This is a genomic window from Enterobacter cloacae complex sp. HYC080_NIDB (assembly GCF_056673325.1).
The window spans coordinates 2,665,998-2,688,223 of record NZ_CP114212.1 but is presented as its reverse complement, the minus strand read 5'-3'; the positions used below and the strand labels follow the sequence as shown (position 1 = coordinate 2,688,223).

Sequence of the window (22,226 nt, the reverse complement as noted above, 5' to 3'; positions counted from 1 at the left end):
AAGATTTTACCGCTGTCATAACCTTGTCATTTACGCGGTTTAAAACGAAGGCAGATATCGCAAAGGGGTCGCTATCATGAACGATCACATGTTTGTTGAAATGCTGATTATCTCCTCATCGTTTTTCGTCATTGCCGCGATTCTCGTCGCCTCCGTGCTGTTGCTGGAGAGAAAAGGCTGACAGTCAGCCTTCACGGTTAGACTTTATGGAAAGTCACCAGCTCAGGACGGGCGATGCGCAGGTAATCCTGGGTATCCATGATCACGGATTTTTCCAGCAGGCCGGCGTTAAATGCGATTTCGTCGAAACGCTCGAACAGCAGCGGGTCGGCGACCAGCGTCAGATCGGGGTGGAAACTAAAAGGCGGGATAGCGCCGAATACGCAGGCGGTAAGGGTACTTACCTCGGCCGGGCTGGCGAGGGAGGCTTTAAGCCCGCCGAAATGGCTGGCAAGCCGGCTCAGGTCGGCCTGCAGATCGGCAGCCAGGATCGCCAGAACATGCTTTTTAACACCGTTCCCCTTCACTTTGCAGACCAGGGCTTTTGCGCCCTGACGCAGATCGGTCCCGCGTATTTCACTTACCGCTTCACATTTCCCGACCGCCTCGTGCTCCATAACCCGAAAACGTGCGCCTTGCCCGGTGAGTAAGGTTATCAGTTGCTGGTGGGTTCCTGTCCCCATAACGTCGTCAGTCATCGCGATTTTCCCGGTGATAATCCAGTATGCAGATGGCTACATTAGCACGAGAAGAACGGCGTCGAAAGAAAACAGCCAGCGCGTTCGCTGGCTGTGAGATTATGCGTTGCTGTTAGCAGACTGCTTGTGGAAGAGCTCCCTGAACACCGGATAAATATCATCCTGGTCACGGATATGTTGCATGGCAAAATTATCAAACATCGATTGCAGATGTTCATATTCCCGCCACAGGGTCTGATGCGCGCGACGGGTAATTTCGATATAGCTGTAGTAACGCACCACCGGCAGAATTTTCTTCGCCAGGATGTCGTGACACAGCGGTGAGTCGTCGGCCCAGTTATCACCATCGGACGCCTGCGCGGCATAGATATTCCATTGCGCCGGGTCGTAACGCTCTTTCACGACTTCATCCATCAGCTTCAGCGCGCTGGAGACGATGGTGCCGCCGGTCTCCTGCGAGTAGAAGAACTCATGCTCGTCGACCTCTTTAGCCTGCGTATGGTGGCGAATATAGACCACTTCCACATTCTTATAGGTTCTGCTCAGGAACAGGTAGAGCAGGATATAAAAACGCTTCGCCATATCCTTGGTGGCCTGGTCCATGGAGCCGGAGACGTCCATCAGACAGAACATCACTGCCTGGCTTGAGGGCTCTGGGCGTTTTTCATAATTCTTGTAACGCAGGTCGAACGTGTCGATAAACGGAACGCGATCGATCTTCGCTCTTAGCTCGGCAATCTCTTTGCGCAGGCGCTCCTCTTCCAGCAGTTGCGCCGGCTCCGTGTTTTCCACGACCTTCAGGCTACTCTCAAGTTCGCGCAGTTCACGACGTTTGCCTGCCGTCATGGCCGTGCGCCGCGCCAGCGAATTCTGCAACGAACGCACGACGCTGATGTTGGCGGGGACGCCGTTGGCGGTATAGCCCGCGCGATGGGTTTTGTACTCGTTAAGCTGACGATGCTGATTCTTTTTCAGATTCGGCAGCGCCAGGTCCTCAAACAGCAGGTCGAGGTATTCATCTTTTGAAATCTGGAAAACGAACTCATCCTGACCTTCACCGTCCTGGCTGGCCTGTCCCTGACCGCTTCCTGAACCACCGCCGCCGCCCTGAGGACGCTCAATTCTGTCGTTCTGAACGAAGTGGTCATTACCTGGGTGTACGCGATGGCGCAGACCGCCTCGCCCCTGATGAAACATCGGTTCGCTGATGTCATCGGTGGGGATGGAAACAGACTCGCCGCTATCGACGTCGGTCACCGAGCGTTTGTTGATGGCCTCGGAGATCGACTGTTTAATTTGCGCTTTGTAACGGCGCAAGAAGCGCTGGCGGTTCACCGTGCTCTTGTTTTTGCCGTTAAGACGCCGGTCAATAAACCAGGTCATATACCCCCCGTACTGCATTTGCCAACTTGCGTTTTTGTTGGCCCGGCAGGCGCTAGCGCTGCCGGGCACTTGTTTTAGGACGATTTACGCACGCGCAGATACCATTCGCAGAGCAGGCGAACCTGTTTGCGGGTGTAGCCTTTTTCCATCATACGGTCGACAAAATCGTCGTGTTTCTTCTGCTCATCGGTTGAGGTTTTGGTGTTGAACGAGATAACCGGCAGCAGCTCTTCGGTATTGGAGAACATTTTCTTCTCAATAACGGTGCGCAGTTTCTCGTAGCTGGTCCAGTTCGGATTGCGTCCGTTGTTATGCGCTCTGGCGCGCAGGACGAAGTTCACAATCTCATTACGGAAGTCTTTCGGGTTGCTGATCCCGGCAGGCTTCTCGATTTTTTCCAGTTCCGCGTTCAGGGATTCACGGTCAAACAGCTGGCCGGTATCCGGGTCGCGGTACTCCTGATCCTGGATCCAGAAGTCAGCGTAGGTGACATAACGGTCGAAAATATTCTGTCCGTACTCTGAATAGGATTCCAGGTAGGCTGTCTGGATCTCTTTGCCAATGAACTCGGCGTATTTCGGAATCAGGTAGCCTTTCAGGAACTCAAGATAGCGTTCAGCCTGCTCCTGCGGGAACTGCTCGCGTTCAATCTGCTGCTCCAGCACGTAGAACAAGTGAACCGGGTTGGCCGCCACTTCCGCATGATCGAAGTTAAAGACGCGGGAGAGGATCTTAAACGCGAAACGGGTGGACAGGCCGTTCATCCCTTCATCGACCCCGGCGTAATCACGATACTCCTGATAGGATTTCGCTTTCGGGTCGGTGTCTTTCAGGCTTTCGCCATCATAGACGCGCATTTTTGAGTAGATGCTGGAGTTTTCCGGCTCTTTCAAACGCGAAAGGATAGAGAAGCGCGACAACGTTTCCAGCGTGCCTGGCGCGCAGGGAGCGTGCACCAGCTCACTGTGGTTGAGCAGTTTCTCGTAAATCTTGATCTCTTCGGAGATCCGCAGGCAATAAGGCACCTTGACGATGTACACGCGGTCAAGGAAGGCCTCATTGTTTTTATTATTACGGAAGGTCACCCATTCGGATTCGTTCGAGTGGGCGAGGATTATCCCGTTAAACGGCAGGGCGGAGATACCTTCCGTCCCGTTATAGTTCCCTTCCTGGGTCGCCGTCAGCAGAGGATGCAGCACTTTGATTGGTGCTTTAAACATCTCCACGAATTCCATAATCCCCTGGTTGGCGCGGCACAGCGCACCGGAATAGCCGTAGGCATCCGGGTCATTTTGTGCGAAGTTTTCCAGCTTACGGATATCAACTTTACCCACCAGCGCCGAGATATCCTGGTTGTTCTCATCACCCGGTTCCGTTTTGGCAATGGCGATCTGCTCAAGGATAGACGGCCACACTTTCACCACGCGGAATTTGGTGATATCGCCCCCAAACTCATGCAGGCGTTTTGCCGCCCACGGCGACATGATGGTGCCGAGGTAGCGGCGCGGAATGCCAAACTCTTTATCCAGAATTTGCGCATCTTCCTGTGGATTAAACAGGCACAGCGGATGGTCGTTCACCGGGCTGCGTTCGCCATTAGCGCTCAACACATAAATCGGCACGCGCTGCATCAGCGACTTCAGGCGTTCAGCCAGCGAGGATTTACCGCCACCGACCGGGCCGAGTAAATAGAGGATCTGTTTCTTCTCTTCCAGACCCTGAGCGGCATGCTTCAGATAGGAGACAATCTGTTCAATGGCATCTTCCATGCCGTAGAACTCTTCGAACGCCGGATATCGGGCGACCACCCGATTCGAAAATAGACGGGAAAGCCGTGGCTCCAGGGCAGTATCAACCATGTTTGGCTCACCAATAGCCATCAATAGCCGTTCTGCCGCATTGGCATAGGCACTGCGATCTTGCCGACAAATGGTAAGAAACTCCTGCAGTGTGAACTCTTCGTCCTTGGCAGCTTCATAGCGCTGGCGATAGTGATCGAATATATTCATGGCATGCCGTCCTTTCGTTTTTTAGCACAGGATAAGAGCCGTTCGTATGAGTAGTGGAGGCTCCCGGAAGAGAATCTCTCGCACCTCACTGCCAGAGCAGCAACCTGTGTGCCAGGTCAGAGGCTAAGAACCGCAGGGCGTTCAGGAAAACTCTTCTTAAAATTAAGCGTAGATGGCATTTGCCAAACTTGCATGCTGAGAAAATCTAATTTCAATGACATATCAATAACTCATCCAAAAATTTCCACCTGGGTTCTAAGGCTTAAGCACGTTTTTCATTCAGTGGTCATATAAATGAAAGCGTGCTGTCATCTGAAAAGTGAAAAATAACGGGTTAATCAGACTGATTAGCAGGCAAAAAATTTTGGGTTGTACGGGAATGGCGGTTACACTTCTCCCGCTGATTATTTGACTACAGGAAAGAATGGATTGTGACCAAACTCAAACTTCTGGCATTGGGCATCCTTGCCGCGACCGCAGTTAGCACCGCTCAGGCGGAAAGTCAGTGGACGGTTGGCGCGGGTGTTGGCGTCATTAACAGCCCATACAAACAGTATGATCGTGACGTATATCCTGTTCCCGTTATCACCTATGAAGGCGAGAACGTCTGGTTCCGCGGTCTCGGCGGCGGCTACTATCTCTGGAACGACACGGCCGACAAGCTCTCTATCATGGCCTACTACGATCCAACGCACTTCAAGCCGGGAGACAGCGACAGCCACGCGCTTCGCCAGCTCGATAAGCGCAAAAGTAGCATGATGGCCGGGCTTTCATACGTGCATAACACCGAGTATGGCTTCCTGCGTACTGCTCTGGCAGGTGATACGCTGGACAACAGCAACGGCTTTATCTGGGATCTGGCATGGCTGTACCGTTATACCAACGGCGGGCTCACCCTGACGCCGGGCATCGGTGTGCAGTACAACAGTGAAAACTACAACGACTACTATTACGGCGTCTCTAAAAACGAGTCTCGCCGCAGTGGTCTGAAAAGCTACAGCGCAGATGATGGCTGGGATCCCTACCTGGAGCTGACCGCGAGCTATAACTTCCTTGGCGACTGGAGCGTCTACGGTACTGGCCGTTATGAGCGTCTGAGCGATGAAGTGAAAGATAGCCCGATGGTCGATAAGTCCTGGGCGGGTATCTTCTCTGTGGGTGTGACCTACAAGTTCTGATTGTGCATTAATTCAGTGCAATCATTGCATCAAAACGGGGCGCTAGCGCCCCGTTTGCTTTTTTGTGGTGCAGGGCGATTATCGCTTAACAATACGGATCGTCTGCCCTAAACGAGACGGTTTTTCTTCGCTCGCTTTCTGCGGCGTGGTCACGCAGGCTGTTTCTACACAAACGAATGTTTTGTAACCGTCATCAGGAATATCGGCCATGCTGACAGACAATGCCGGACCTGGGTTCCAGCCCACCACATTGCTGTGATGATGATGAACGACCTCAATGCCGCGTTTCAGGGCACCATCGTGGATCACGCTGCAGGCTTCCGGGTGGAGATAGACGCGGTCGGTACGATCGGGGAAAGCCTGAACGCCGTCGCTTAGCTTGCCCTCTTTCGCATTATCAACTTTGTCGATAAAGGTATCGCCGAGGCCGCTCACCTTCACTGCGTTGATGTCACCCACGTTGAAGTAGGTGTGCAGGGCAGACGTGGTTTCGAACTCGCCGTGCGCTTCCAGCTCAATTTCGCAGGTTTTACCCAGCTTGAAACGGGCGTACAGGGTGAAATCATGCGGCCACAGGGCGCGGGTTTCATCATTCGCCTGCAGCTCAAAGGTCAGCACGGCACCGTTGTCATCTTCATTGTGCGCTTTCAGCGTCCACTGCTGGTTACGGGCAAAACCGTGAGACGGCAAACCCTGCTGTGTGGACGGGCCGAACCATGGCCAGCAGATGGGGACGCCGCCACGGATAGCAGCCCCTTTTTTGAACGAGGTGGCCTCGCTCAGCCACAGTCCTTCCTCTTCGCCCCCAGGCTTCCAGGAGAGCAGGTGGGCGCCATTCAGCGCCACGGAGGCTTTCACGCGCGGGTGGTCAACGACGATAACATCAGCGCCGTCAATCTGGCGGCGGGAGAGCACAGGGGTAAGTTGTTCGACTACCGGAAGTGCAAATATTTTATTAATCATTAAGCAATCCTCTGTCTAAAAAACAATAAAAAAGGCGACCGAAGTCGCCTTTTTGGATCAAACACTCATCTCAACTTATTTGGAGATGTGAGCGATCAGGTCCAGTACTTTGTTAGAGTAGCCAGTTTCGTTGTCGTACCAGGAAACCAGTTTTACGAAGTTGTCGTTCAGTGCGATACCAGCTTTAGCATCGAACACGGAAGTGCACACTTCGCCGTTGAAATCAGTAGATACAACGTCGTCTTCGGTGTAACCCAGAACGCCTTTCATTGCGCCTTCGGAAGCAGCTTTGATTGCTTTCTTAATTTCTTCATAAGAAGCAGCTTTTTCCAGACGAACGGTCAGGTCAACAACGGATACGTTAGGCGTTGGAACGCGGAACGCCATACCAGTCAGTTTGCCATTCAGTTCTGGCAGTACTTTACCTACAGCTTTAGCAGCACCGGTAGAGGATGGGATGATGTTCTGAGCCGCGCCACGGCCGCCGCGCCAGTCTTTGTGAGACGGGCCGTCAACGGTTTTCTGAGTAGCGGTGGTAGCGTGAACGGTAGTCATCAGACCTTCGATGATGCCGAAGTTGTCGTTGATAACTTTAGCCAGCGGTGCCAGGCAGTTGGTGGTGCAGGATGCGTTGGAAACGATGTCCTGGCCAGCGTAAGTTTCGAAGTTTGCACCACGAACGAACATTGGGGTGTTGTCTTTAGAAGGACCAGTCAGAACAACTTTCTTCGCGCCTGCAGTGATGTGTTTACGTGCAGTTTCGTCGGTCAGGAAGATACCGGTAGCTTCAGCTACAACATCAACACCGATTTCGTTCCATTTCAGGTTAGCTGGGTCTTTCTCAGCAGTAACGCGGATGGTTTTGCCGTTAACAACCAGGTGGCCGTCTTTCACTTCAACGGTGCCGTCGAAACGACCGTGAGTTGAGTCGTACTTCAGCATGTACGCCATGTATTCAGCGTCCAGGAGATCGTTGATACCAACGATTTCGATGTCAGAACGTTTCTGAGCAGCACGGAAAACAATACGGCCGATACGGCCAAAACCGTTGATACCTACTTTGATAGTCATATATTCCACCAGCTATTTGTTAGTGAATAAAAGGTTGCCTGTAAAATTACAAAAACCTTACGCAGCGTCAAGCGGAATCGTGTCAATCATTGCGACAAATCAATCCTGTGACTAACGTTTGTGCGACTGACTCGCCTCACTTTCCCTTTGAGCTTGCAACCACATGGGGGCTGCGCCCGGAATTTTAAAGTCCTCGCAGGATAAAAATGTGAACATGATCACAATTGCCTGACCGCCTTTTCGCGACACATAAGTTTAGAACAAAAGTGCACGCAAGGGTGTTAATGTTTTGTTAGAATCCGGGTTAAAAGATGTCTGTTTCTACAGCGAGATGTAAGCATATGTCGAACCAACGTAACCCTGACGATTTGAAAAAAAACCTCACAGAAATGCAGTTTTACGTGACGCAGAACCACGGCACGGAACCGCCATTCACCGGGCGTTTACTGCACAACAAGCGAGACGGCGTCTATCACTGTCTGGTCTGTGATGCCCCGCTGTTTAACTCACAAACGAAATTCGATTCCGGCTGCGGCTGGCCGAGCTTTTACGAGCCGGTGAGCGATGAGGCAATCCGCTATCTGAGTGACACCTCGCACGGCATGGTGCGCACGGAAATCCGTTGCGGGACCTGCGATGCACATCTGGGGCACGTCTTCCCGGATGGTCCACAGCCAACGGGGGAGCGTTTCTGCGTCAATTCGGCCTCCATGAGCTTCACGGATGATGAAAACGGCGACCAGATCAAGGGTTGAAAAAACGATTCAGCAAATTATTCCTTTGAAAGGGAGAGATCGTGAATATTGATGACATGATTAACGGGATGACCCAGGACATTTATCAGCGTCTGGTCACCGCCGTTGAGCTGGGAAAATGGCCGGATGGCGTGGCGCTTACCCCTGAGCATAAAGAGAACAGTTTGCAGCTGGTGATGCTGTGGCAGGCGCGCAACAATACTGACGCGCAGCACATGACGATCGATACCAACGGCCAGATGGTGATGAAAAGCAAGCGAGAGCTGAAAGAAGATTTTGGCATCACGCCGAAGCCAATTGCGACGCTGAAAATGCAATAACCGTGCGGGCTGATGCCTTCATCCAACCCTCTCCCACAGGGAGAGGGTTTGAATGCGTCGCTACTTTTGCGGGATCCCTAATGACTCTGCCAGCTGCTTCGCTAACTGGTTGTTATCGTCCGCGCCATACTCCCAGAACATCGCCCCGGCGAGACCTTTCTGTTTAATGTAGTCCGCTTTGATCGCCACGGAACGCGGGTTCTCATACGAAATCGCAAAGAGCGCCTTGCCGTCGGCTGCTTCCACGGAGAGCCACGGCACTTTCGCCTGGTCGTCCCAGTGCTCGGTAAAACGCTTCTGCGGATCGTTCAGCAGCTTTTTCACGATATCGTTGTACTTCACGTAGGTATCTTTGGACAGGTCATAGCCGAGCGACCTGAACAAGCCGAGCTCCTGCGGTCCAAAGTAGGGCTGGGTGACCGGATTTTTTTGTGCGTCCGGCTTGCTCCAGTCGATACCCGGCTCAACGGCGCGTTTCGGTACGCGACCGTAAAACCCGATCCCGAGGTTCATCTGCTGTGGTTTCAGTCCCGCGGCCAGATAGTTATTTACCACAAAGTCCACGCTGTATTTATCGGCAGCAGCCACCGTCGGCCAGGCGCTGGAATCATAGAGGTTGGCGTTAAAATACTGGGTACCATACGCCATGTCGTAGGTCATCAGGTTGATGTAGTCGAGCAGGGGAGCGATGGCTTTGACATCCACCCAGCTTTTCGGACTTTCCGCATTGGCGCCTACCGCAATGGTCACCAGCTTTTTCTGCCCGAATGCGTCGCGCATCTCTTTCAGCAGCGCGGTGAAGTTGTCCCTGTCGGCTGGCGTGCTGGCAACCAGTCCCCACGCGCCGTTGACCGGGTACTCCCAGTCGAGATCAATCCCGTCCAGACCGTATTTGTCGACAACCTCCTGGGCGGATCGGATAAACACCGCACGACTCTCTTTGGTGGCCGCTGCGCCAGAGAAACCACGCGCACCCCAGCCGCCAACAGAGAGCAGCACTTTAAGGTGCGGGTTTTGTTTACGCAGAGTGGGGATTAAGGCCAGATCGGATGCCACTTTGGGCGAAAGCCAGATCTGATGCAGTTTCGTCGGATCTTTCAGCGCGGCGTTGGTTTCGTCTTTCTCGTCGTTGTAGACCAGACCAAACGAATAGTTCAGGTGGGTGATCTGGCGGACATCCAGTTTATTAATGTCGCCACCCGGTCCGGCGGTGACATCGCCACCCCCGTTGAAATAGCCGACGGACATCAGGGGTGCAGCGGAAGCCAGTGACGCGCAAAGCAAGGGTAATGCTGCCAGCAAGGGCAAACGTTTCATATAATTTCCTCTTTGACTTAATAAAAATAACCACGCCACAGAAAAGGCGTGGCGAAAAAACAACCTGACGAGAATAGCATTGCCGCTTCGCTGAGGATGCGAGGGAGTTCACTTTATGGGGATTGGAGAAGAAATGCCGGGTGGCGCTGCGCTCCAGAGAAAGTAGGCCGGGTAAGGCGAAGCCGCCACCCGGCTTAAAAGACTACGCCTGCGTTTCCAGCCAGTCTGCCAGGGTATACAGCGTCGCGCCTTCGGCAGCCATCTCCATAAACGCCTGAGCGCTGTCCTGAGGGTGAATGTTCACCCCGCGGCAGCCGTCGGTGATCACGCTGACGGTGTAGCCTGACTGGAGCGCGTCCAGTACGGTAAACTTCACGCAATAATCTGTCGCCAGCCCAAGCACAATCAGCTCCGTGATTTCATGGTGGCGTAACCACGCGTCCAGCGCGGTCTTCTGACGATGACCGTTATCAAAAAACGCGCTGTAGCTATCTATTGTCGGGTTTTCACCCTTATGGAACACCGCGTCGATGGCTTTCTGATTCAGGAGCGGATGCAGCGCCGCGCCTTCCGTTTGCTGCACGCAATGATCCGGCCAGAAGGTTTGCGCCAGCCCGTCGAGTTCACCCTGAGTGAACGGTTCGACGTTGTGCTGGCTGGCAAAACTGCCGTGGTTAGCCGGGTGCCAGTCCTGGCTGGCGACCACCGCTTCACCGCGAGCTTTACACCAGTCAATCAGCGTATTCGCCACGTCAACGGTGCTGTCACCTTCGGCGACGGCCAGCGCGCCGCCGGCGCAGAAATCATTTTGCAAATCGACCAGTAACAGGGCGCGTTGCGTCATGAGGCCTCCTTATTCGTCAGGGGTCAGTTCACCGCGCAGATTTTGCATCATGGCGTTGCGAATGGACTGAATGTCCAGATCCTGACTCAGTAAATAGTGAAGTTTAGTCAGCGTCGCCTCAACGGTCATATCGAAACCGCTGATGACACCCGCATGTGCCAGCGCGTTGCCGGTGGCATAGCCACCCATATTCACTTTGCCGGACATACACTGGGTCAGGTTCACCACCACAATTCCGCGTTCGCTGGCTTCCTGAAGCTCTTTCAGAAACTCACCGTTCTGCGGGGCGTTGCCCACGCCGTAGGAGCGCAGGATCAGCGCTTTCACTGGCTGGCGCAGGAAGTTGCGGACCACGTCGGCGGAAATACCCGGGTAAATGGTAACCACACCGATGGGCTGCGGGGTAATCGGATGCACAATCAGCTCGCCAGCGGTATTCGGTGCAGGCGGCGTGCCCAGACGACGGATATGAATCCCCGCTTCCAGCAGCGGCTGCAGGTTCGGTGAGGCGAAGGCGTCAAAACCATCGGCATGGGCTTTCGTCGTGCGGTTGCCGCGATACAGACGGTTGTTAAAGAACAGCGAGACTTCGTTAATCGGGTAATTTGCCGCCACGTACAGGGAGTTCAGCAGGTTGATCTGCCCGTCGGAGCGTAACTCCGCCAGCGGAATTTGCGACCCGGTGACGATAACCGGCTTGCTCAGGTTCTCCAGCATGAAGGAGAGCGCCGAGGCCGTGAACGCCATGGTGTCGGTACCATGCAGGATCACGAAGCCGTCGTACTGGTCGTAATGCGCTTTAATGTCATCCGCGATGTGCTGCCAGTCTTCTGGCGTCATGTCGGAGGAGTCCATCAGCGGCTCGTATTCATGGATGGTAAAGTCAGGCATTTCCGGACGGTGGAACTCAGGCATCAACGCAAGCTGACGCTGAAGGTGGCCGGAGACAGGAATATAGCCATTTTCAGAGCGCTGCATACCGATGGTACCGCCAGTGTAGGCTACATAAATCGATTTCTTCTGCATGGTAGTGAGTTCTTGTTCTTCAAAAGAAAAAAATCCCCTCTTCGCGAGAAGAGGGGACGGTTTTTAACGGACGTTCGCGCAGGTCAGGCAAAACGCGTAACGACTTTGTGGATCGTTAAAGGCCGCGAGCTTATCGCTTTCCGTCTTCATCGCTTTCGCTGCCGTGGCAACCGGCGCAGGCAGGTAAGCCTGCAGCGCCTCCGGCAGCATGGCGCGAACGGAGACAGACATGCTGTCCATCACCATATCAAAGAATGACGGCTCATCCTGATAATACTCAATGTGCCATTGCTTGAGCTTCGCCAGGTCGGCCGCTTTCTTCACGGCGTCGTCAAAGTCACCCAGACTGTCCACCAGTCCGTTGTTCTTCGCGTCCTGACCTGTCCAGACGTGGCCCTGAGCAATCTGGTCAATCTGTTCAGGCGTCTTTTTACGCGAGTCAGCCACCAGCGTAATAAAGCGCTTATACCCGTTCTCAATGCTCAGCTGCATCATCTCCGACACTTCCGGCGGCAGGGATTTCGTTATCGACACATCTGCCAGCGGCGACGTAGAAACACCGTCGGTGTGCACGCCCAGATAATCCAGACTGTTTTCCACGGTGTTGATCACCCCGAAGATGCCGATAGAACCCGTCAGCGTACTTGGGTTAGCCACAATGTAGTTGGCTGGCGTGGAGATCCAGTACCCACCTGATGCCGCCATTCCGCCCATGGAGACGACGACCGGTTTGCCCGCAGCGCGGGCCGCGGCCAGCTCAGCGCGGATCACTTCGGAGGCGCTCACGCTGCCGCCCGGGCTGTTTACGCGCAGAACAATGGCTTTCACTTTCGGGTCAAGGCGCGCGTCACGGATTTGCGACGCGGTGGTGTCACCGCCGACATTACCCGGGGTTTCCTGACCGTCCATGATGGCGCCGTTGGCAAACACCACGGCCACGCTGTCACCGCTCTCGTCCGGTTTTTTCGCAGCGTAGTCATACATACTGATGGCGCTGTAGTTTTTGTCCTCTTTGCTCCAGCCAAACTGTTTGGTCAGGGCTTTTTCGATATCCGCACTGGTACCCAGCGCATCAACGAGTTTATTGTCGAGGGCATATTTCGCGGTATCGCCGTCAACCTTACGCAGACCCTCCAGCACGCCACGTGCGCCCGGGAAGACCTGCTCAGCGGTAATTTGACGGTTAGCGGCCACGGTGCCCAGATAGTTCTGCCACAGCTCGCCAATCCAGCGGCTGTCCGCTTCACGGGCAGCAGGGGACATATCGTCGCGAATAAACGGCTCCACGGCTGATTTATAGGTGCCGACGCGGAAGACGTGGGTCGTCACTTTCAGCTTGTCGAGCAGCGATTTGTAGTACAGGCCGTTGGTGGCAAAGCCGTGCAGATCGACCGTCCCCTGCGGAGAGAGCCAGATCTTGTTGGCGAAGCTTGCCAGATAATATTGCCCCTGGCTGTAGCTGTCGCCCACGGCGATCACTGGCTTACCGCTGTCGCGGAATTCACGCAGCGCTTTACCGATGTACTGCATTGAAGGCTGGTCGCCTCCGGCAAAATCTTTCAGATCCAGTACGATCCCGGTGATATTTCGGTCGTCTTTGGCCTGACGGATAGTATCGACAATATCGAACAGGGAGTTTTCCTGCAGGCGGTCGGACGTCGCGCCAAACAGCTGACGGCCAATGACCCCCAGACGGTTGCTGGTGGACGGTTTATCCACGATGACGCCGGTGATATCGAGTAACAGCGCCCCGCGAGTTAAATGCTGCGCATGATTCGCATTGCTGATATGCATCCAGATGCCTGCGCAAACCAGAACCAGCAGGATGAAGAAGATGTTCATCACCAGGTTGCGGACGAAGTTGAGCAGTCGCCACGTCCATTTAAAGAAACCGGCAAAGATTCGCCAAAGGGTTCGCATGTATTCTCCCTAACCAGAAAATGACTGTTTCCGTCGCCACTGGACGGTAATGTTGGGTTATCGTAATGACCCAACCGCCACTTGTCAGCAGGAATCGCCTGCCAGGCTGTAACAAAATCTGCGGCCGTGTTAATTTTGTGAGTAAATTTCAATAAAGGAGTTAACTAATGGACGCACTTGAACTGCTTGTTAACCGCCGCAGCGCGTCACGTCTGGCCGAACCTGCCCCGGCGGGCGAGCAGCTGGAAAACATTCTGCGTGCCGGGATGCGTGCCCCCGATCACGGCACGCTGCAGCCGTGGCACTTCTTTGTGATTGAAGGTGAAGGCCGCGATCGTTTCAGCCTGCTGCTGGAGCAGGGCGCGGTTGCCGTCGGGCAGGATGAGAAAGGTATCGATAAAGCGCGCAATGCGCCGTTCCGTGCGCCGATGATCATCGCCGTCGTGGCGAAATGTCAGGCTGGCCACAAAGTCCCGGTCTGGGAGCAGGAAATGTCTGCTGGCTGCGCGGTAATGGCGATGCAAATGGCCGCTGTCGCACAGGGGTTTAACGGTATCTGGCGTACCGGTCCGCTGACCGGGAGCCCGGTAGTCCGTGACGGTTTTGGCTGCGGTGAGCACGATAAAATTGTCGGTTTCCTCTACCTCGGTACGCCGCAGCTTAAAGCCTCCAGCACCATCAGCGTGCCGGACACTTCGCCTTTCGTCAGCCGTTTCTGATAACCCACGCTAAACTGTCTGGATTCTGAGCATCTGCCGCAGAATTCAGACAGTCATACTTACCTCTTTATGGAATGAGCGCTACCATAGCGCGATTGAGATGACAGGAGACGTCCATGAGCGAGCAAACCATTCGTTTAACGCAGTACAGCCACGGAGCCGGTTGCGGTTGTAAAATTTCCCCGAAAGTGCTGGAGACCATTCTGCACAGTGAACAGGCGAAGTTTGTCGACCCGAACCTGCTTGTCGGCAATGAAACGCGTGACGATGCTGCAGTTTATGACTTAGGTAACGGCACCAGCATTATCAGCACCACTGACTTCTTTATGCCAATTGTCGATAACCCCTTCGATTTCGGGCGCATTGCGGCCACCAACGCCATCAGTGATATCTTCGCGATGGGCGGTAAGCCGATTATGGCCATCGCCATTCTGGGCTGGCCAATTAATACCCTCGCGCCGGAAATTGCCCGCGACGTCATTGATGGCGGCCGTTTCGCCTGTCAGCAGGCGGGAATTGCGCTGGCCGGTGGTCACTCGATTGACGCGCCTGAACCTATTTTTGGCCTGGCCGTCACGGGCGTGGTGCCGACCGAGCGCGTGAAGCGCAACAGCACCGCGCAGGCGGGCTGCAAGCTGTTCCTCACCAAGCCGCTCGGCATTGGCGTACTCACGACCGCCGAGAAAAAATCCCTGCTGAAGCCGGAACACAAAGGTCTGGCAACGGAAGTGATGTGCCAGATGAACCTTGCGGGCGCGGCATTCGCCAATATCGACGGCGTGAAGGCGATGACCGATGTGACCGGTTTTGGTCTGCTGGGACACCTCTCCGAAGTGTGTCAGGGCGCGGGCGTGCAGGCACAGGTGTGGTATCAGGACGTGCCGAAACTGCCGGGCGTGGAAGAGTACATTGCACAGGGCGCGGTGCCGGGCGGTACTCAGCGCAACTTTGCCAGCTACGGTCACCTGATGGGCGAGATGCCTGAAGAGTGGCGCAACCTGCTGTGCGATCCACAAACTTCCGGCGGCCTGCTGCTGGCGGTCACACCGGAAGCCGAAGCTGACGTTCAGGCAACGGCCGCCGAGTTTGGCATTACCCTGACGGCGATCGGCGAGCTGGTGACCGCACGCGGTGGCCGACCGATGATTGAGATCCGTTAATTCGATGCGGTTGTTTATTGCCGAAAAGCCGAGCCTGGCGCGCGCCATCGCCGACGTGTTGCCGAAGCCGCACCGCAAGGGCGACGGCTTTATCGAATGCGGTAACGGGCAGGTGGTGACCTGGTGTATTGGTCACCTGCTTGAGCAGGCGCAGCCGGACGTCTACGACAGCCGCTACGCCCGCTGGAACCTCAACGATCTGCCCATCGTGCCGGAAAAATGGCGCCTGCAGCCCCGGCCTTCGGTGACCAAACAGCTGAACGTGATCAAGCGTTTCCTGCACGAAGCCTCTGAAGTGGTTCACGCAGGTGACCCGGACAGGGAAGGGCAACTGTTGGTAGATGAAGTGCTGGACTACCTCGAGCTGGCGCCGGAAAAACGCCAGCAGGTACAGCGCTGCCTGATAAACGACCTCAACCCGCAGGCGGTAGAGCGTGCGATCTCGCGTCTGCGTGCCAACAGCGAGTTTATCCCGCTGTGCGTCTCGGCGCTTGCGCGCGCGCGCGCTGACTGGCTGTACGGGATCAACATGACCCGCGCCTACACCATCCTCGGGCGTAATGCGGGCTATCAGGGGGTACTCTCCGTGGGCCGCGTGCAGACGCCGGTGCTGGGGCTGGTGGTGCGTCGTGATGAAGAGATTGAGAACTTCGTCGCCAAAGATTTCTTTGAAGTGAAAGCGCATATCGTTACGCCTAAGGACGAACGCTTTACCGCCGTCTGGCAGCCGAGCGATGCCTGTGAATCGTACCAGGATGAAGAGGGGCGCTTGCTGCACCGTCCGCTGGCGGAGCATGTGGTTAACCGTATTACCGGTCAGCCTGCCATCGTCACCAGCTATAACGATAAACGGGAATCAGAACCCGCACCGCTGCCGTTTTCACTCTCGGCCTTGCAGATTGAGGCGGCGAAGCGCTTTGGCCTCAGCGCGCAAAACGTGCTGGATATCTGCCAGAAGCTCTATGAAACACACAAGCTGATCACCTATCCGCGTTCGGATAGCCGTTATCTGCCGGAAGAACATTTTGCTGGTCGTCACGCGGTACTGAATGCGATAAGCGTACACGCCGCCGATCTCCTGCCGCAGCCGGTGGTGAACCCGGACACCCATAACCGCTGCTGGGATGATAAAAAGGTGGACGCCCACCATGCAATTATCCCGACGGCACGCGCCAGCCACGTTAACCTGACGGATAACGAAGCGAAGGTCTATAACCTCATCGCCCGTCAGTATCTGATGCAGTTCTGCCCGGACGCGGTGTTCCGCAAATGCGTCATTGAGCTTGAGATTGCCAAAGGTAAGTTTATCGCCAAAGCGCGTTTCCTCGCGGAAGCGGGCTGGCGCACGCTGCTCGGCAACAAAGAGCGTGACGAGGAGAACGACGGTACGCCGCTGCCGGTAGTCGCCAAAGATGACGAGTTATTGTGCGAGAAAGGTGAAGTGGTTGAACGTCAGACCCAGCCGCCACGCCATTTCACCGATGCGACGCTGCTGTCTGCCATGACCGGGATCGCCCGATTTGTGCAGGATAAAGATCTGAAGAAAATCCTGCGCGCCACCGACGGTCTGGGTACGGAAGCGACGCGAGCGGGGATCATCGAACTGTTGTTCAAGCGCGGCTTCCTGGAGAAAAAAGGACGCTATATCCACTCCACGGAGCCGGGTCGGGCGCTCATCCACTCCCTTCCGGAGCTGGCCGCGAGGCCGGACATGACAGCGCACTGGGAATCCGTGCTAACGCAAATCAGTGAAAAGCAGTGCCGCTACCAGGACTTTATGCAGCCGCTGGTGGGGACGCTGTATCAGTTGATCGATCAGGCACGCAGTACGCCGGTGAAGCGGTTCAGAGGGATGGTTGCGCCGGGTAGCGGCGCGAAGAAGCCCTTTAAAAAGAAAAAGAGCGCGGCAGCTTCTTAAACCGTAGGCCGGGTAAGGCGAAGCCGCCACCCGGCGAAAAGCAGCTCTGCGGCCTGAAAAAAAGCCCGGTGGCGTCTACGCCTTACCCGGCCTACAGGGCGAGAACACAGTGAAAGCTTAAATCACACCCTGCCCAATCATCGCATCCGCCACCTTCACGAATCCGGCGATATTCGCTCCGCGCACGTAGTTAGTTTGCGACGCTTCACCGCCGTACTCCACGCAGGCGTGGTGAATATCCAGCATGATATGGTGCAAACGGGCATCCACTTTCTCCGCCTTCCAGCCAAGACGCGCGGCGTTTTGCGCCATCTCAAGGCCGGAGGTTGCCACGCCGCCCGCATTGGCGGCCTTGCCTGGGGCAAACAGCACGCCCGCTTCGAGGAACAGATCCGTCGCATCGATGGTGGTCGGCATATTCGCCCCTTCGGCCACAGCCTTCACGCCGTTGCCGATCAGCGTGCGCGCGGCGTCCACGTCCAGTTCGTTTTGCGTGGCGCAAGGCAGGGCAATATCCACCGGAACACCCCACGGCTGCTTGCCTTCCAGATACGTCAATCCAAATTCCTGGGCATAGTCTGCGAGCCGCCCGTCGCGGCTGGCTTTAATTTCGCACAGGCGCGCCAGTTTTTCTGCCGTAAAGCCCGCTTCATCCACCACCGTGCCACGGGAGTCCGAGGCCGTCACCACGCGGGCGCCAAACTGCATCGCTTTTTCGATAGCGTATTGCGCCACGTTACCGGAGCCGGACACCGCCACGCGCATCCCTTCAAACCCTAACCCGTGACGCTTGAGCATCGCCTCGGTGAAATAGACCAGACCATATCCGGTCGCCTCCGGGCGAATCAAACTCCCGCCAAACGACAATCCTTTGCCGGTAAAGACGCAGGCGCTGTTGTTGGAAAGCTTTTTCATCATCCCGGCCATAAAGCCCACTTCGCGGGCCCCCACGCCGATATCCCCCGCCGGTACGTCGGTGTCCGGACCAAGGTGGCGCCAGAGCTCGGTCATCAGCGCCTGACAGAAACGCATCACTTCACCTTCGCTTTTCCCCTTAGGATCGAAGTCACTCCCGCCTTTCCCGCCGCCCATCGGCAGGGTGGTGAGCGCGTTTTTAAACGTCTGCTCAAAGCCGAGGAATTTCAGGATCGACAGGTTCAGGGAAGGGTGGAAACGCATGCCGCCCTTAAACGGGCCGATGGCGGAGTTAAACTGCACGCGCCAGGCGCGGTTGACCTGGACCTGATTGCGGTCATCCACCCAGGTCACGCGGAACTGGATCACCCGTTCTGGCTCAACCAGACGTTCCAGCAGCGACAGTTGACGATAACGCGGGTTTTCTTCAAGGAAAGGCCACAGGGTGGTCATCACTTCACGAACGGCCTGAGCGAACTCGCTCTGATGCGGGTCGCGCTGCTGAACATGGGCAAGAAAGCTTTCCAGAGAGCGTGTCTGATCCATAGATATAAGAACCCCTTATAGTCATTTATGTATATTGCTTATGCGATTTGTGTTGTTTTTTTGACTATACCACCCGTACTGCTTTGTGAAGCAAGCAGAAATGTAGGGTGAAAGGGAAATTAATGACCCGCGCTGCGTCATAACAAAAAGCGATGATGTGTGAAATTAAAGATTCTGCCCGATTAACCGTTATAGTCATTATCAGGACATAACAGGAAGACAAGTCTATGAATCGTTACGTGATGGCTGCATTTTCGTTGATGTTGACCGCTGGCGCGCAGGCTGACCGCATTCGCCCGGACGTGGAGGTGAATGTCCCGCCGGAGGTCTTTAGCTCCGGCGGCCAGCGTGCGCAACCCTGTAACCAGTGCTGTATCTATCAGGATCAAAATTATTCTGAAGGAGCAGTGGTAAAAGCGGACGGGGTTTTGCTGCAATGCCAGCGTGATGAACGCGCGATCAGCACGAACCCGCTGGTCTGGCGGCGCGTAAAAGAATAAACGCCTCCAGCAGCGGAATATCCGCCGGGGCCAGGTCGTAGCTCAACGCCTCTTCCGGCGTGCACCACGCCAGCGCGCTGTGGTAGTGTGCGGTTAACGCTCCGCTAAAGGCAGGAACATACCAGGCGTGCAGGTGGATTAACCGCTGCGACACTTCGCGCTGGTGGCTTGCCACATACTGCACGGGCTGCGCCTCAATACCCAACTCTTCACGCAGCTCGCGGATTAGCGCCTGAGGCTGGGTTTCACCGGCCTCGACTTTTCCGCCAGCGAATTCCCACATTCCCGGTTGATCGGCGTGAGCAGGGCGCTGCGCCAGTAAAATTTTGTCGTCTTTTTCGATGATGGCCGCAACGACATCGACTGTTTTTAGCATGGTCGTCAATACTTGATAGCGAAAAACGACATATTATCGAGCCCTTTCAAAGAGTCCAGTCATCAGGAGAAACAGGTGAAAGAGTCGTCCACCTGGGTAGAACCCATCCCAACCCTTCCGGCGAGCGTAAAACCGATTGCCGCCATGCAGCGAAAACACTTTGGTGCAGTCCTGAATCCCACGCGCTGGTGGGGGCGCATGCCGCGTCTGTTCTGGCTGGTCGCATTGTTTGTCGGTTTTCTGGAGCGAAGAAACGCGCGCCTGACGCCGCAACTCCGCTCGCTGCTGATGACGCGGGTATCGCAGCTGTGCCACTGTGCTTTTTGCATTGATGCTAACAGCCTACGTCTGGCCGAGCGCAGCGGGGCGCTGGATAAAGTCCAGGCCGTGAGCGACTGGCCAGACTCTGACCTGTTCAGTGAACAAGAGCGCGCGGCGCTGGCCTATGCTGAGGCGGTCACCGCCACGCCACCCAGGGTGGATGAAGCAATCAAAACGGCGCTGAAACGCCACTTTACCGATGAGGTTATTACTGAAATGACGGCGCTCATCGCCTTTCAGAATCTCTCCGCCCGCTTTAACGCCGCGCTGGATATCCCGGCACAGGGGCTGTGCGCCACGTTTAAAGGGAAGCCTGATGCTTGACCGTCACCTGCACCCACGGATAAAACCCGCGCTGAATCGTCTGGTCTCTGCGCTGGATAAGCCGGGCATTACGCCCGACGGACTTACCCTGGCGGGGTTTGCCATCGGCCTGCTGACGTTGCCATTTCTGGCCCTCGGCTGGTACCCGGCAGCACTGGTCGCCATCGTCCTGAACCGACTGCTGGATGGTCTGGACGGTGCGCTGGCGCGCCGGAGAGGGCTCACGGATGCGGGAGGGTTTCTGGATATCGCGCTCGATTTCCTGTTCTATGCGCTGGTGCCGTTTGGCTTTGCGCTGGCGGCACCTGAGCAGAATACGCTGGCTGCCGCCTGGCTGCTGTTCGCATTTATTGGCACCGGGAGCAGCTTTCTGGCCTTTGCGGCACTGGCGGCGAAGCACAATATCGACAACCCCGGCTATGCGCACAAGTCGTTTTACTACATCGGCGGGTTAACGGAGGGGACGGAGACCATCGTGCTGTTCGTGCTCTGCTGCCTGTTTCCGGCCCATTTTGCCGTGTTCGCGTGGATATTTGGCGCGTTGTGCTGGCTGACCACCACAACGCGCATCTGGAGCGGTTATGTGACGCTAAAGTCACTCAAACCTTAACGCGTACTCTCGGGCCCGCGCTCACCGCGGGAGACCGGGTTCTGCGGGTGACTGCTCCACTCATACCAGCCGCCGTCATAGACGGCGACGTTCTTCCAGCCCATCGCCCGGGCGTACATAAAGGTTTCAGCCGCTCGCCAGCCGGTGCCGCAGTAAAAGGCGACGTGCTGCTCCGGCAGGATATCCCACGTTTTCCACATGGCGGTGATGTCGTCGGCGCTGCGCATGGTGCCGTCCGGGTTGTGGAAATCTTCCATGTGGGTGGCATCGCTTCCCGCGTGGCCCCAGCGGGCGCCGGCAATGTCACCTTTTGGCTTGATGTAGCTGTAGCCGCTGGTTTCGCCGATAAATTCCGGCCACGAACGAATACTGACGAGAGAGGCATCCTGGCGGTGCAGCATACCGCGCGCCTGTTCCATATCCACCATCAGTTGCGGCTGACCGGGGATCGGTGCGCCAAAATCAGGGGCGGGTTTCACTTTCCCTGGCGTACCGCGTTCAACCGGCAGACCCGCATCTGACCACGCCTTCCAGCCGCCATCGAGTATGCGCACATCCTTCACGCCTGCATACAGCATAATCTGCGCCACGCGCGCGGCGGCGTAAACGTCACGACCATACAAAATGACGGTGGTACCGTGACGGATCCCGTGCTTCGCCAGCATCGCTTTCAGCTTGTCGTCGGAGACTTTATTCCACAGCGGCTCGCTTTCCACTTCGTTGGTGTCGATGTATCCCGCGCCGGGAATATGGTTCAGCAGATAAAACTTCGGCGCGCCCCAGGCCGCTTCTATGACTTTCCATTCACCCGCGGGCGCGGCTGTCACCGGTTTACCCTGCTGGAGCAGGTGGATCCACTGCGGATAGACCAGCTGTTCAAAGTGCGGCAGACGCTGCAGGCGGTCCGGGGTTTGCAGGGCATCGCTGAGCAGCGAGATAGCGTGATATCCGGCTTTCTCCAGGCGCGCTTTCACCGCCTGGTTGGCGCTATCGTCGCCGTACAGCGCGACAGGCGTCGCAGGCGAAAGCTGATGCTGTTTAGCCCAGCGCGCCAGTTGTTCGTCGCTCATTGCGTCAAGCCAGCTGGCCGCAAGGTTGAGCGCTGCGGGTTCATGCCCGGAAGGACCGCTGAGGGTCTGCGGCCAGCCGTTGTAGAACGCGCTGGCGCGGGTGTCGACAGGCGTACCGTGCTGCGCCTGAAGCTGGGACAGCGTGAGTGAATTGGCCATTTCAGCCGCCTGAGAGGAAAACGAAGCGAGGCCGCAGAGCAGGGCCAGCGCGGTCAGTTGAGAAACACGTTTCATCGAATAACCTGACGTCAGTAAAAGAGGGGGGCATTGTCGTCTCTCCCGA

At 55.9% G+C, this 22,226-nt stretch carries 22 protein-coding genes; 10 read left to right on the top strand and 12 right to left on the bottom strand.

Annotated elements, in window-relative coordinates; genetic code table 11:
• The first annotated feature begins 76 nt into the window (after positions 1 to 76).
• Positions 77 to 181, top strand: a complete 105-nt coding sequence (yoaI, locus tag O1723_RS12755; protein ID WP_248191097.1) for a small membrane protein YoaI — start codon at positions 77 to 79, stop codon at positions 179 to 181.
• A 16-nt stretch (positions 182 to 197) separates the two neighbouring features.
• On the opposite strand, the gene O1723_RS12750 is transcribed toward yoaI, so the two are convergent.
• From O1723_RS12750 to yeaG, 3 genes are all read right to left on the bottom strand, one after another.
• A complete protein-coding gene (locus O1723_RS12750) occupies positions 198 to 698 on the bottom strand; it encodes a YbaK/prolyl-tRNA synthetase associated domain-containing protein (protein ID WP_023332738.1) in 501 nt (166 codons plus the stop codon).
• Between the two features lie 99 nt (positions 699 to 797).
• Positions 798 to 2,081: a YeaH/YhbH family protein gene (locus O1723_RS12745; RefSeq protein ID WP_014883442.1), complete on the bottom strand. Its 1,284-nt coding sequence runs from the start codon at positions 2,079 to 2,081 to the stop codon at positions 798 to 800.
• Between the two features lie 74 nt (positions 2,082 to 2,155).
• A complete protein-coding gene (gene yeaG, locus O1723_RS12740) occupies positions 2,156 to 4,090 on the bottom strand; it encodes a protein kinase YeaG (RefSeq protein WP_014883443.1) in 1,935 nt (644 codons plus the stop codon).
• A gap of 431 nt (positions 4,091 to 4,521) precedes the next feature.
• Here yeaG and O1723_RS12735 point away from each other — a divergent pair, with 431 nt between their 5' ends.
• Positions 4,522 to 5,268 (top strand): MipA/OmpV family protein, encoded by a 747-nt coding sequence (locus O1723_RS12735; protein WP_014883444.1) that lies wholly within the window; start codon positions 4,522 to 4,524, stop codon positions 5,266 to 5,268.
• Between the two features lie 78 nt (positions 5,269 to 5,346).
• Here O1723_RS12735 and O1723_RS12730 read toward each other — a convergent pair whose 3' ends face one another.
• Entirely contained in the window at positions 5,347 to 6,231 is an 885-nt protein-coding gene (locus O1723_RS12730) for a D-hexose-6-phosphate mutarotase (protein WP_023337142.1), read from the bottom strand.
• Between the two features lie 75 nt (positions 6,232 to 6,306).
• Positions 6,307 to 7,302: a glyceraldehyde-3-phosphate dehydrogenase gene (gapA, locus tag O1723_RS12725; RefSeq protein WP_014831506.1), complete on the bottom strand. Its 996-nt coding sequence runs from the start codon at positions 7,300 to 7,302 to the stop codon at positions 6,307 to 6,309.
• A gap of 341 nt (positions 7,303 to 7,643) precedes the next feature.
• On the opposite strand from gapA, the gene msrB reads away from it, so the two are divergent.
• The gene (gene msrB, locus O1723_RS12720; protein WP_014883446.1) at positions 7,644 to 8,057 is read left to right on the top strand and encodes a peptide-methionine (R)-S-oxide reductase MsrB; all 414 of its coding nucleotides are present in this window, start codon (positions 7,644 to 7,646) and stop codon (positions 8,055 to 8,057) included.
• Between the two features lie 41 nt (positions 8,058 to 8,098).
• Complete coding sequence (locus O1723_RS12715) at positions 8,099 to 8,377, top strand: YeaC family protein (protein ID WP_479983834.1); 279 nt, start codon at positions 8,099 to 8,101, stop codon at positions 8,375 to 8,377.
• A 60-nt stretch (positions 8,378 to 8,437) separates the two neighbouring features.
• On the opposite strand, the gene chiD is transcribed toward O1723_RS12715, so the two are convergent.
• The 4 genes from chiD to sppA all read right to left on the bottom strand — a co-directional run bounded on the left by chiD (position 8,438) and on the right by sppA (position 13,484).
• Positions 8,438 to 9,694, bottom strand: a complete 1,257-nt coding sequence (gene chiD / locus O1723_RS12710) for a chitinase ChiD (RefSeq protein WP_023337143.1) — start codon at positions 9,692 to 9,694, stop codon at positions 8,438 to 8,440.
• 202 nt (positions 9,695 to 9,896) lie between these two features.
• Complete coding sequence (gene pncA, locus O1723_RS12705) at positions 9,897 to 10,538, bottom strand: bifunctional nicotinamidase/pyrazinamidase (RefSeq protein ID WP_014883449.1); 642 nt, start codon at positions 10,536 to 10,538, stop codon at positions 9,897 to 9,899.
• Positions 10,539 to 10,547: 9 nt separating this feature from the next.
• On the bottom strand, positions 10,548 to 11,564 hold the full coding sequence (gene ansA / locus O1723_RS12700; protein ID WP_014883450.1) for an asparaginase: 1,017 nt from the start codon (positions 11,562 to 11,564) through the stop codon (positions 10,548 to 10,550).
• 63 nt (positions 11,565 to 11,627) lie between these two features.
• Complete coding sequence (sppA, locus tag O1723_RS12695; RefSeq protein WP_479983833.1) at positions 11,628 to 13,484, bottom strand: signal peptide peptidase SppA; 1,857 nt, start codon at positions 13,482 to 13,484, stop codon at positions 11,628 to 11,630.
• A gap of 167 nt (positions 13,485 to 13,651) precedes the next feature.
• On the opposite strand from sppA, the gene O1723_RS12690 reads away from it, so the two are divergent.
• The 3 genes from O1723_RS12690 to O1723_RS12680 all read left to right on the top strand — a co-directional run bounded on the left by O1723_RS12690 (position 13,652) and on the right by O1723_RS12680 (position 17,281).
• Positions 13,652 to 14,203: an NAD(P)H nitroreductase gene (locus O1723_RS12690; RefSeq protein ID WP_023337145.1), complete on the top strand. Its 552-nt coding sequence runs from the start codon at positions 13,652 to 13,654 to the stop codon at positions 14,201 to 14,203.
• Positions 14,204 to 14,319: 116 nt separating this feature from the next.
• The gene (gene selD, locus O1723_RS12685) at positions 14,320 to 15,363 is read left to right on the top strand and encodes a selenide, water dikinase SelD (protein WP_014883453.1); all 1,044 of its coding nucleotides are present in this window, start codon (positions 14,320 to 14,322) and stop codon (positions 15,361 to 15,363) included.
• A 4-nt stretch (positions 15,364 to 15,367) separates the two neighbouring features.
• The gene (locus tag O1723_RS12680; RefSeq protein ID WP_014883454.1) at positions 15,368 to 17,281 is read left to right on the top strand and encodes a DNA topoisomerase III; all 1,914 of its coding nucleotides are present in this window, start codon (positions 15,368 to 15,370) and stop codon (positions 17,279 to 17,281) included.
• A gap of 117 nt (positions 17,282 to 17,398) precedes the next feature.
• On the opposite strand, the gene gdhA is transcribed toward O1723_RS12680, so the two are convergent.
• A complete protein-coding gene (gdhA, locus tag O1723_RS12675) occupies positions 17,399 to 18,742 on the bottom strand; it encodes an NADP-specific glutamate dehydrogenase (RefSeq protein WP_325824592.1) in 1,344 nt (447 codons plus the stop codon).
• 227 nt (positions 18,743 to 18,969) lie between these two features.
• On the opposite strand from gdhA, the gene O1723_RS12670 reads away from it, so the two are divergent.
• Positions 18,970 to 19,242 (top strand): YnjH family protein, encoded by a 273-nt coding sequence (locus O1723_RS12670; RefSeq protein ID WP_014883456.1) that lies wholly within the window; start codon positions 18,970 to 18,972, stop codon positions 19,240 to 19,242.
• On the opposite strand, the gene O1723_RS12665 is transcribed toward O1723_RS12670, so the two are convergent.
• On the bottom strand, positions 19,202 to 19,618 hold the full coding sequence (locus O1723_RS12665; protein WP_023332750.1) for a pyrimidine (deoxy)nucleoside triphosphate diphosphatase: 417 nt from the start codon (positions 19,616 to 19,618) through the stop codon (positions 19,202 to 19,204). The two genes, O1723_RS12670 and O1723_RS12665, sit on opposite strands and share 41 nt — an antisense overlap.
• Before the next feature lie 75 nt (positions 19,619 to 19,693).
• Between O1723_RS12665 and O1723_RS12660 the strand changes: the two genes are divergently transcribed.
• Positions 19,694 to 20,263: a carboxymuconolactone decarboxylase family protein gene (locus tag O1723_RS12660; RefSeq protein ID WP_014883458.1), complete on the top strand. Its 570-nt coding sequence runs from the start codon at positions 19,694 to 19,696 to the stop codon at positions 20,261 to 20,263.
• Entirely contained in the window at positions 20,256 to 20,873 is a 618-nt protein-coding gene (locus O1723_RS12655) for a CDP-alcohol phosphatidyltransferase family protein (protein WP_014883459.1), read from the top strand. The genes O1723_RS12660 and O1723_RS12655 overlap by 8 nt, the downstream gene beginning before the upstream one ends.
• Here O1723_RS12655 and O1723_RS12650 read toward each other — a convergent pair.
• On the bottom strand, positions 20,870 to 22,177 hold the full coding sequence (locus O1723_RS12650; protein WP_248191102.1) for a sulfurtransferase: 1,308 nt from the start codon (positions 22,175 to 22,177) through the stop codon (positions 20,870 to 20,872). The two genes, O1723_RS12655 and O1723_RS12650, sit on opposite strands and share 4 nt — an antisense overlap.
• Positions 22,178 to 22,226 lie beyond the last annotated feature (49 nt).

Coding starts and splice junctions, on each gene's coding strand:
- O1723_RS12655 (WP_014883459.1), top strand. CDS start 20,256: ATGCTTGACCGTCACCTGCACCCACGGATAAAACCCGCGCTGAATCGT.
- selD (WP_014883453.1), top strand. CDS start 14,320: ATGAGCGAGCAAACCATTCGTTTAACGCAGTACAGCCACGGAGCCGGT.
- O1723_RS12650 (WP_248191102.1), bottom strand. CDS start 22,177: ATGAAACGTGTTTCTCAACTGACCGCGCTGGCCCTGCTCTGCGGCCTC.
- O1723_RS12665 (WP_023332750.1), bottom strand. CDS start 19,618: ATGCTAAAAACAGTCGATGTCGTTGCGGCCATCATCGAAAAAGACGAC.
- O1723_RS12670 (WP_014883456.1), top strand. CDS start 18,970: ATGAATCGTTACGTGATGGCTGCATTTTCGTTGATGTTGACCGCTGGC.
- gapA (WP_014831506.1), bottom strand. CDS start 7,302: ATGACTATCAAAGTAGGTATCAACGGTTTTGGCCGTATCGGCCGTATT.
- O1723_RS12750 (WP_023332738.1), bottom strand. CDS start 698: ATGACTGACGACGTTATGGGGACAGGAACCCACCAGCAACTGATAACC.
- ansA (WP_014883450.1), bottom strand. CDS start 11,564: ATGCAGAAGAAATCGATTTATGTAGCCTACACTGGCGGTACCATCGGT.
- sppA (WP_479983833.1), bottom strand. CDS start 13,484: ATGCGAACCCTTTGGCGAATCTTTGCCGGTTTCTTTAAATGGACGTGG.
- O1723_RS12745 (WP_014883442.1), bottom strand. CDS start 2,081: ATGACCTGGTTTATTGACCGGCGTCTTAACGGCAAAAACAAGAGCACG.
- pncA (WP_014883449.1), bottom strand. CDS start 10,538: ATGACGCAACGCGCCCTGTTACTGGTCGATTTGCAAAATGATTTCTGC.
- O1723_RS12690 (WP_023337145.1), top strand. CDS start 13,652: ATGGACGCACTTGAACTGCTTGTTAACCGCCGCAGCGCGTCACGTCTG.
- O1723_RS12730 (WP_023337142.1), bottom strand. CDS start 6,231: ATGATTAATAAAATATTTGCACTTCCGGTAGTCGAACAACTTACCCCT.
- msrB (WP_014883446.1), top strand. CDS start 7,644: ATGTCGAACCAACGTAACCCTGACGATTTGAAAAAAAACCTCACAGAA.
- gdhA (WP_325824592.1), bottom strand. CDS start 18,742: ATGGATCAGACACGCTCTCTGGAAAGCTTTCTTGCCCATGTTCAGCAG.
- yeaG (WP_014883443.1), bottom strand. CDS start 4,090: ATGAATATATTCGATCACTATCGCCAGCGCTATGAAGCTGCCAAGGAC.
- O1723_RS12680 (WP_014883454.1), top strand. CDS start 15,368: ATGCGGTTGTTTATTGCCGAAAAGCCGAGCCTGGCGCGCGCCATCGCC.
- yoaI (WP_248191097.1), top strand. CDS start 77: ATGAACGATCACATGTTTGTTGAAATGCTGATTATCTCCTCATCGTTT.
- chiD (WP_023337143.1), bottom strand. CDS start 9,694: ATGAAACGTTTGCCCTTGCTGGCAGCATTACCCTTGCTTTGCGCGTCA.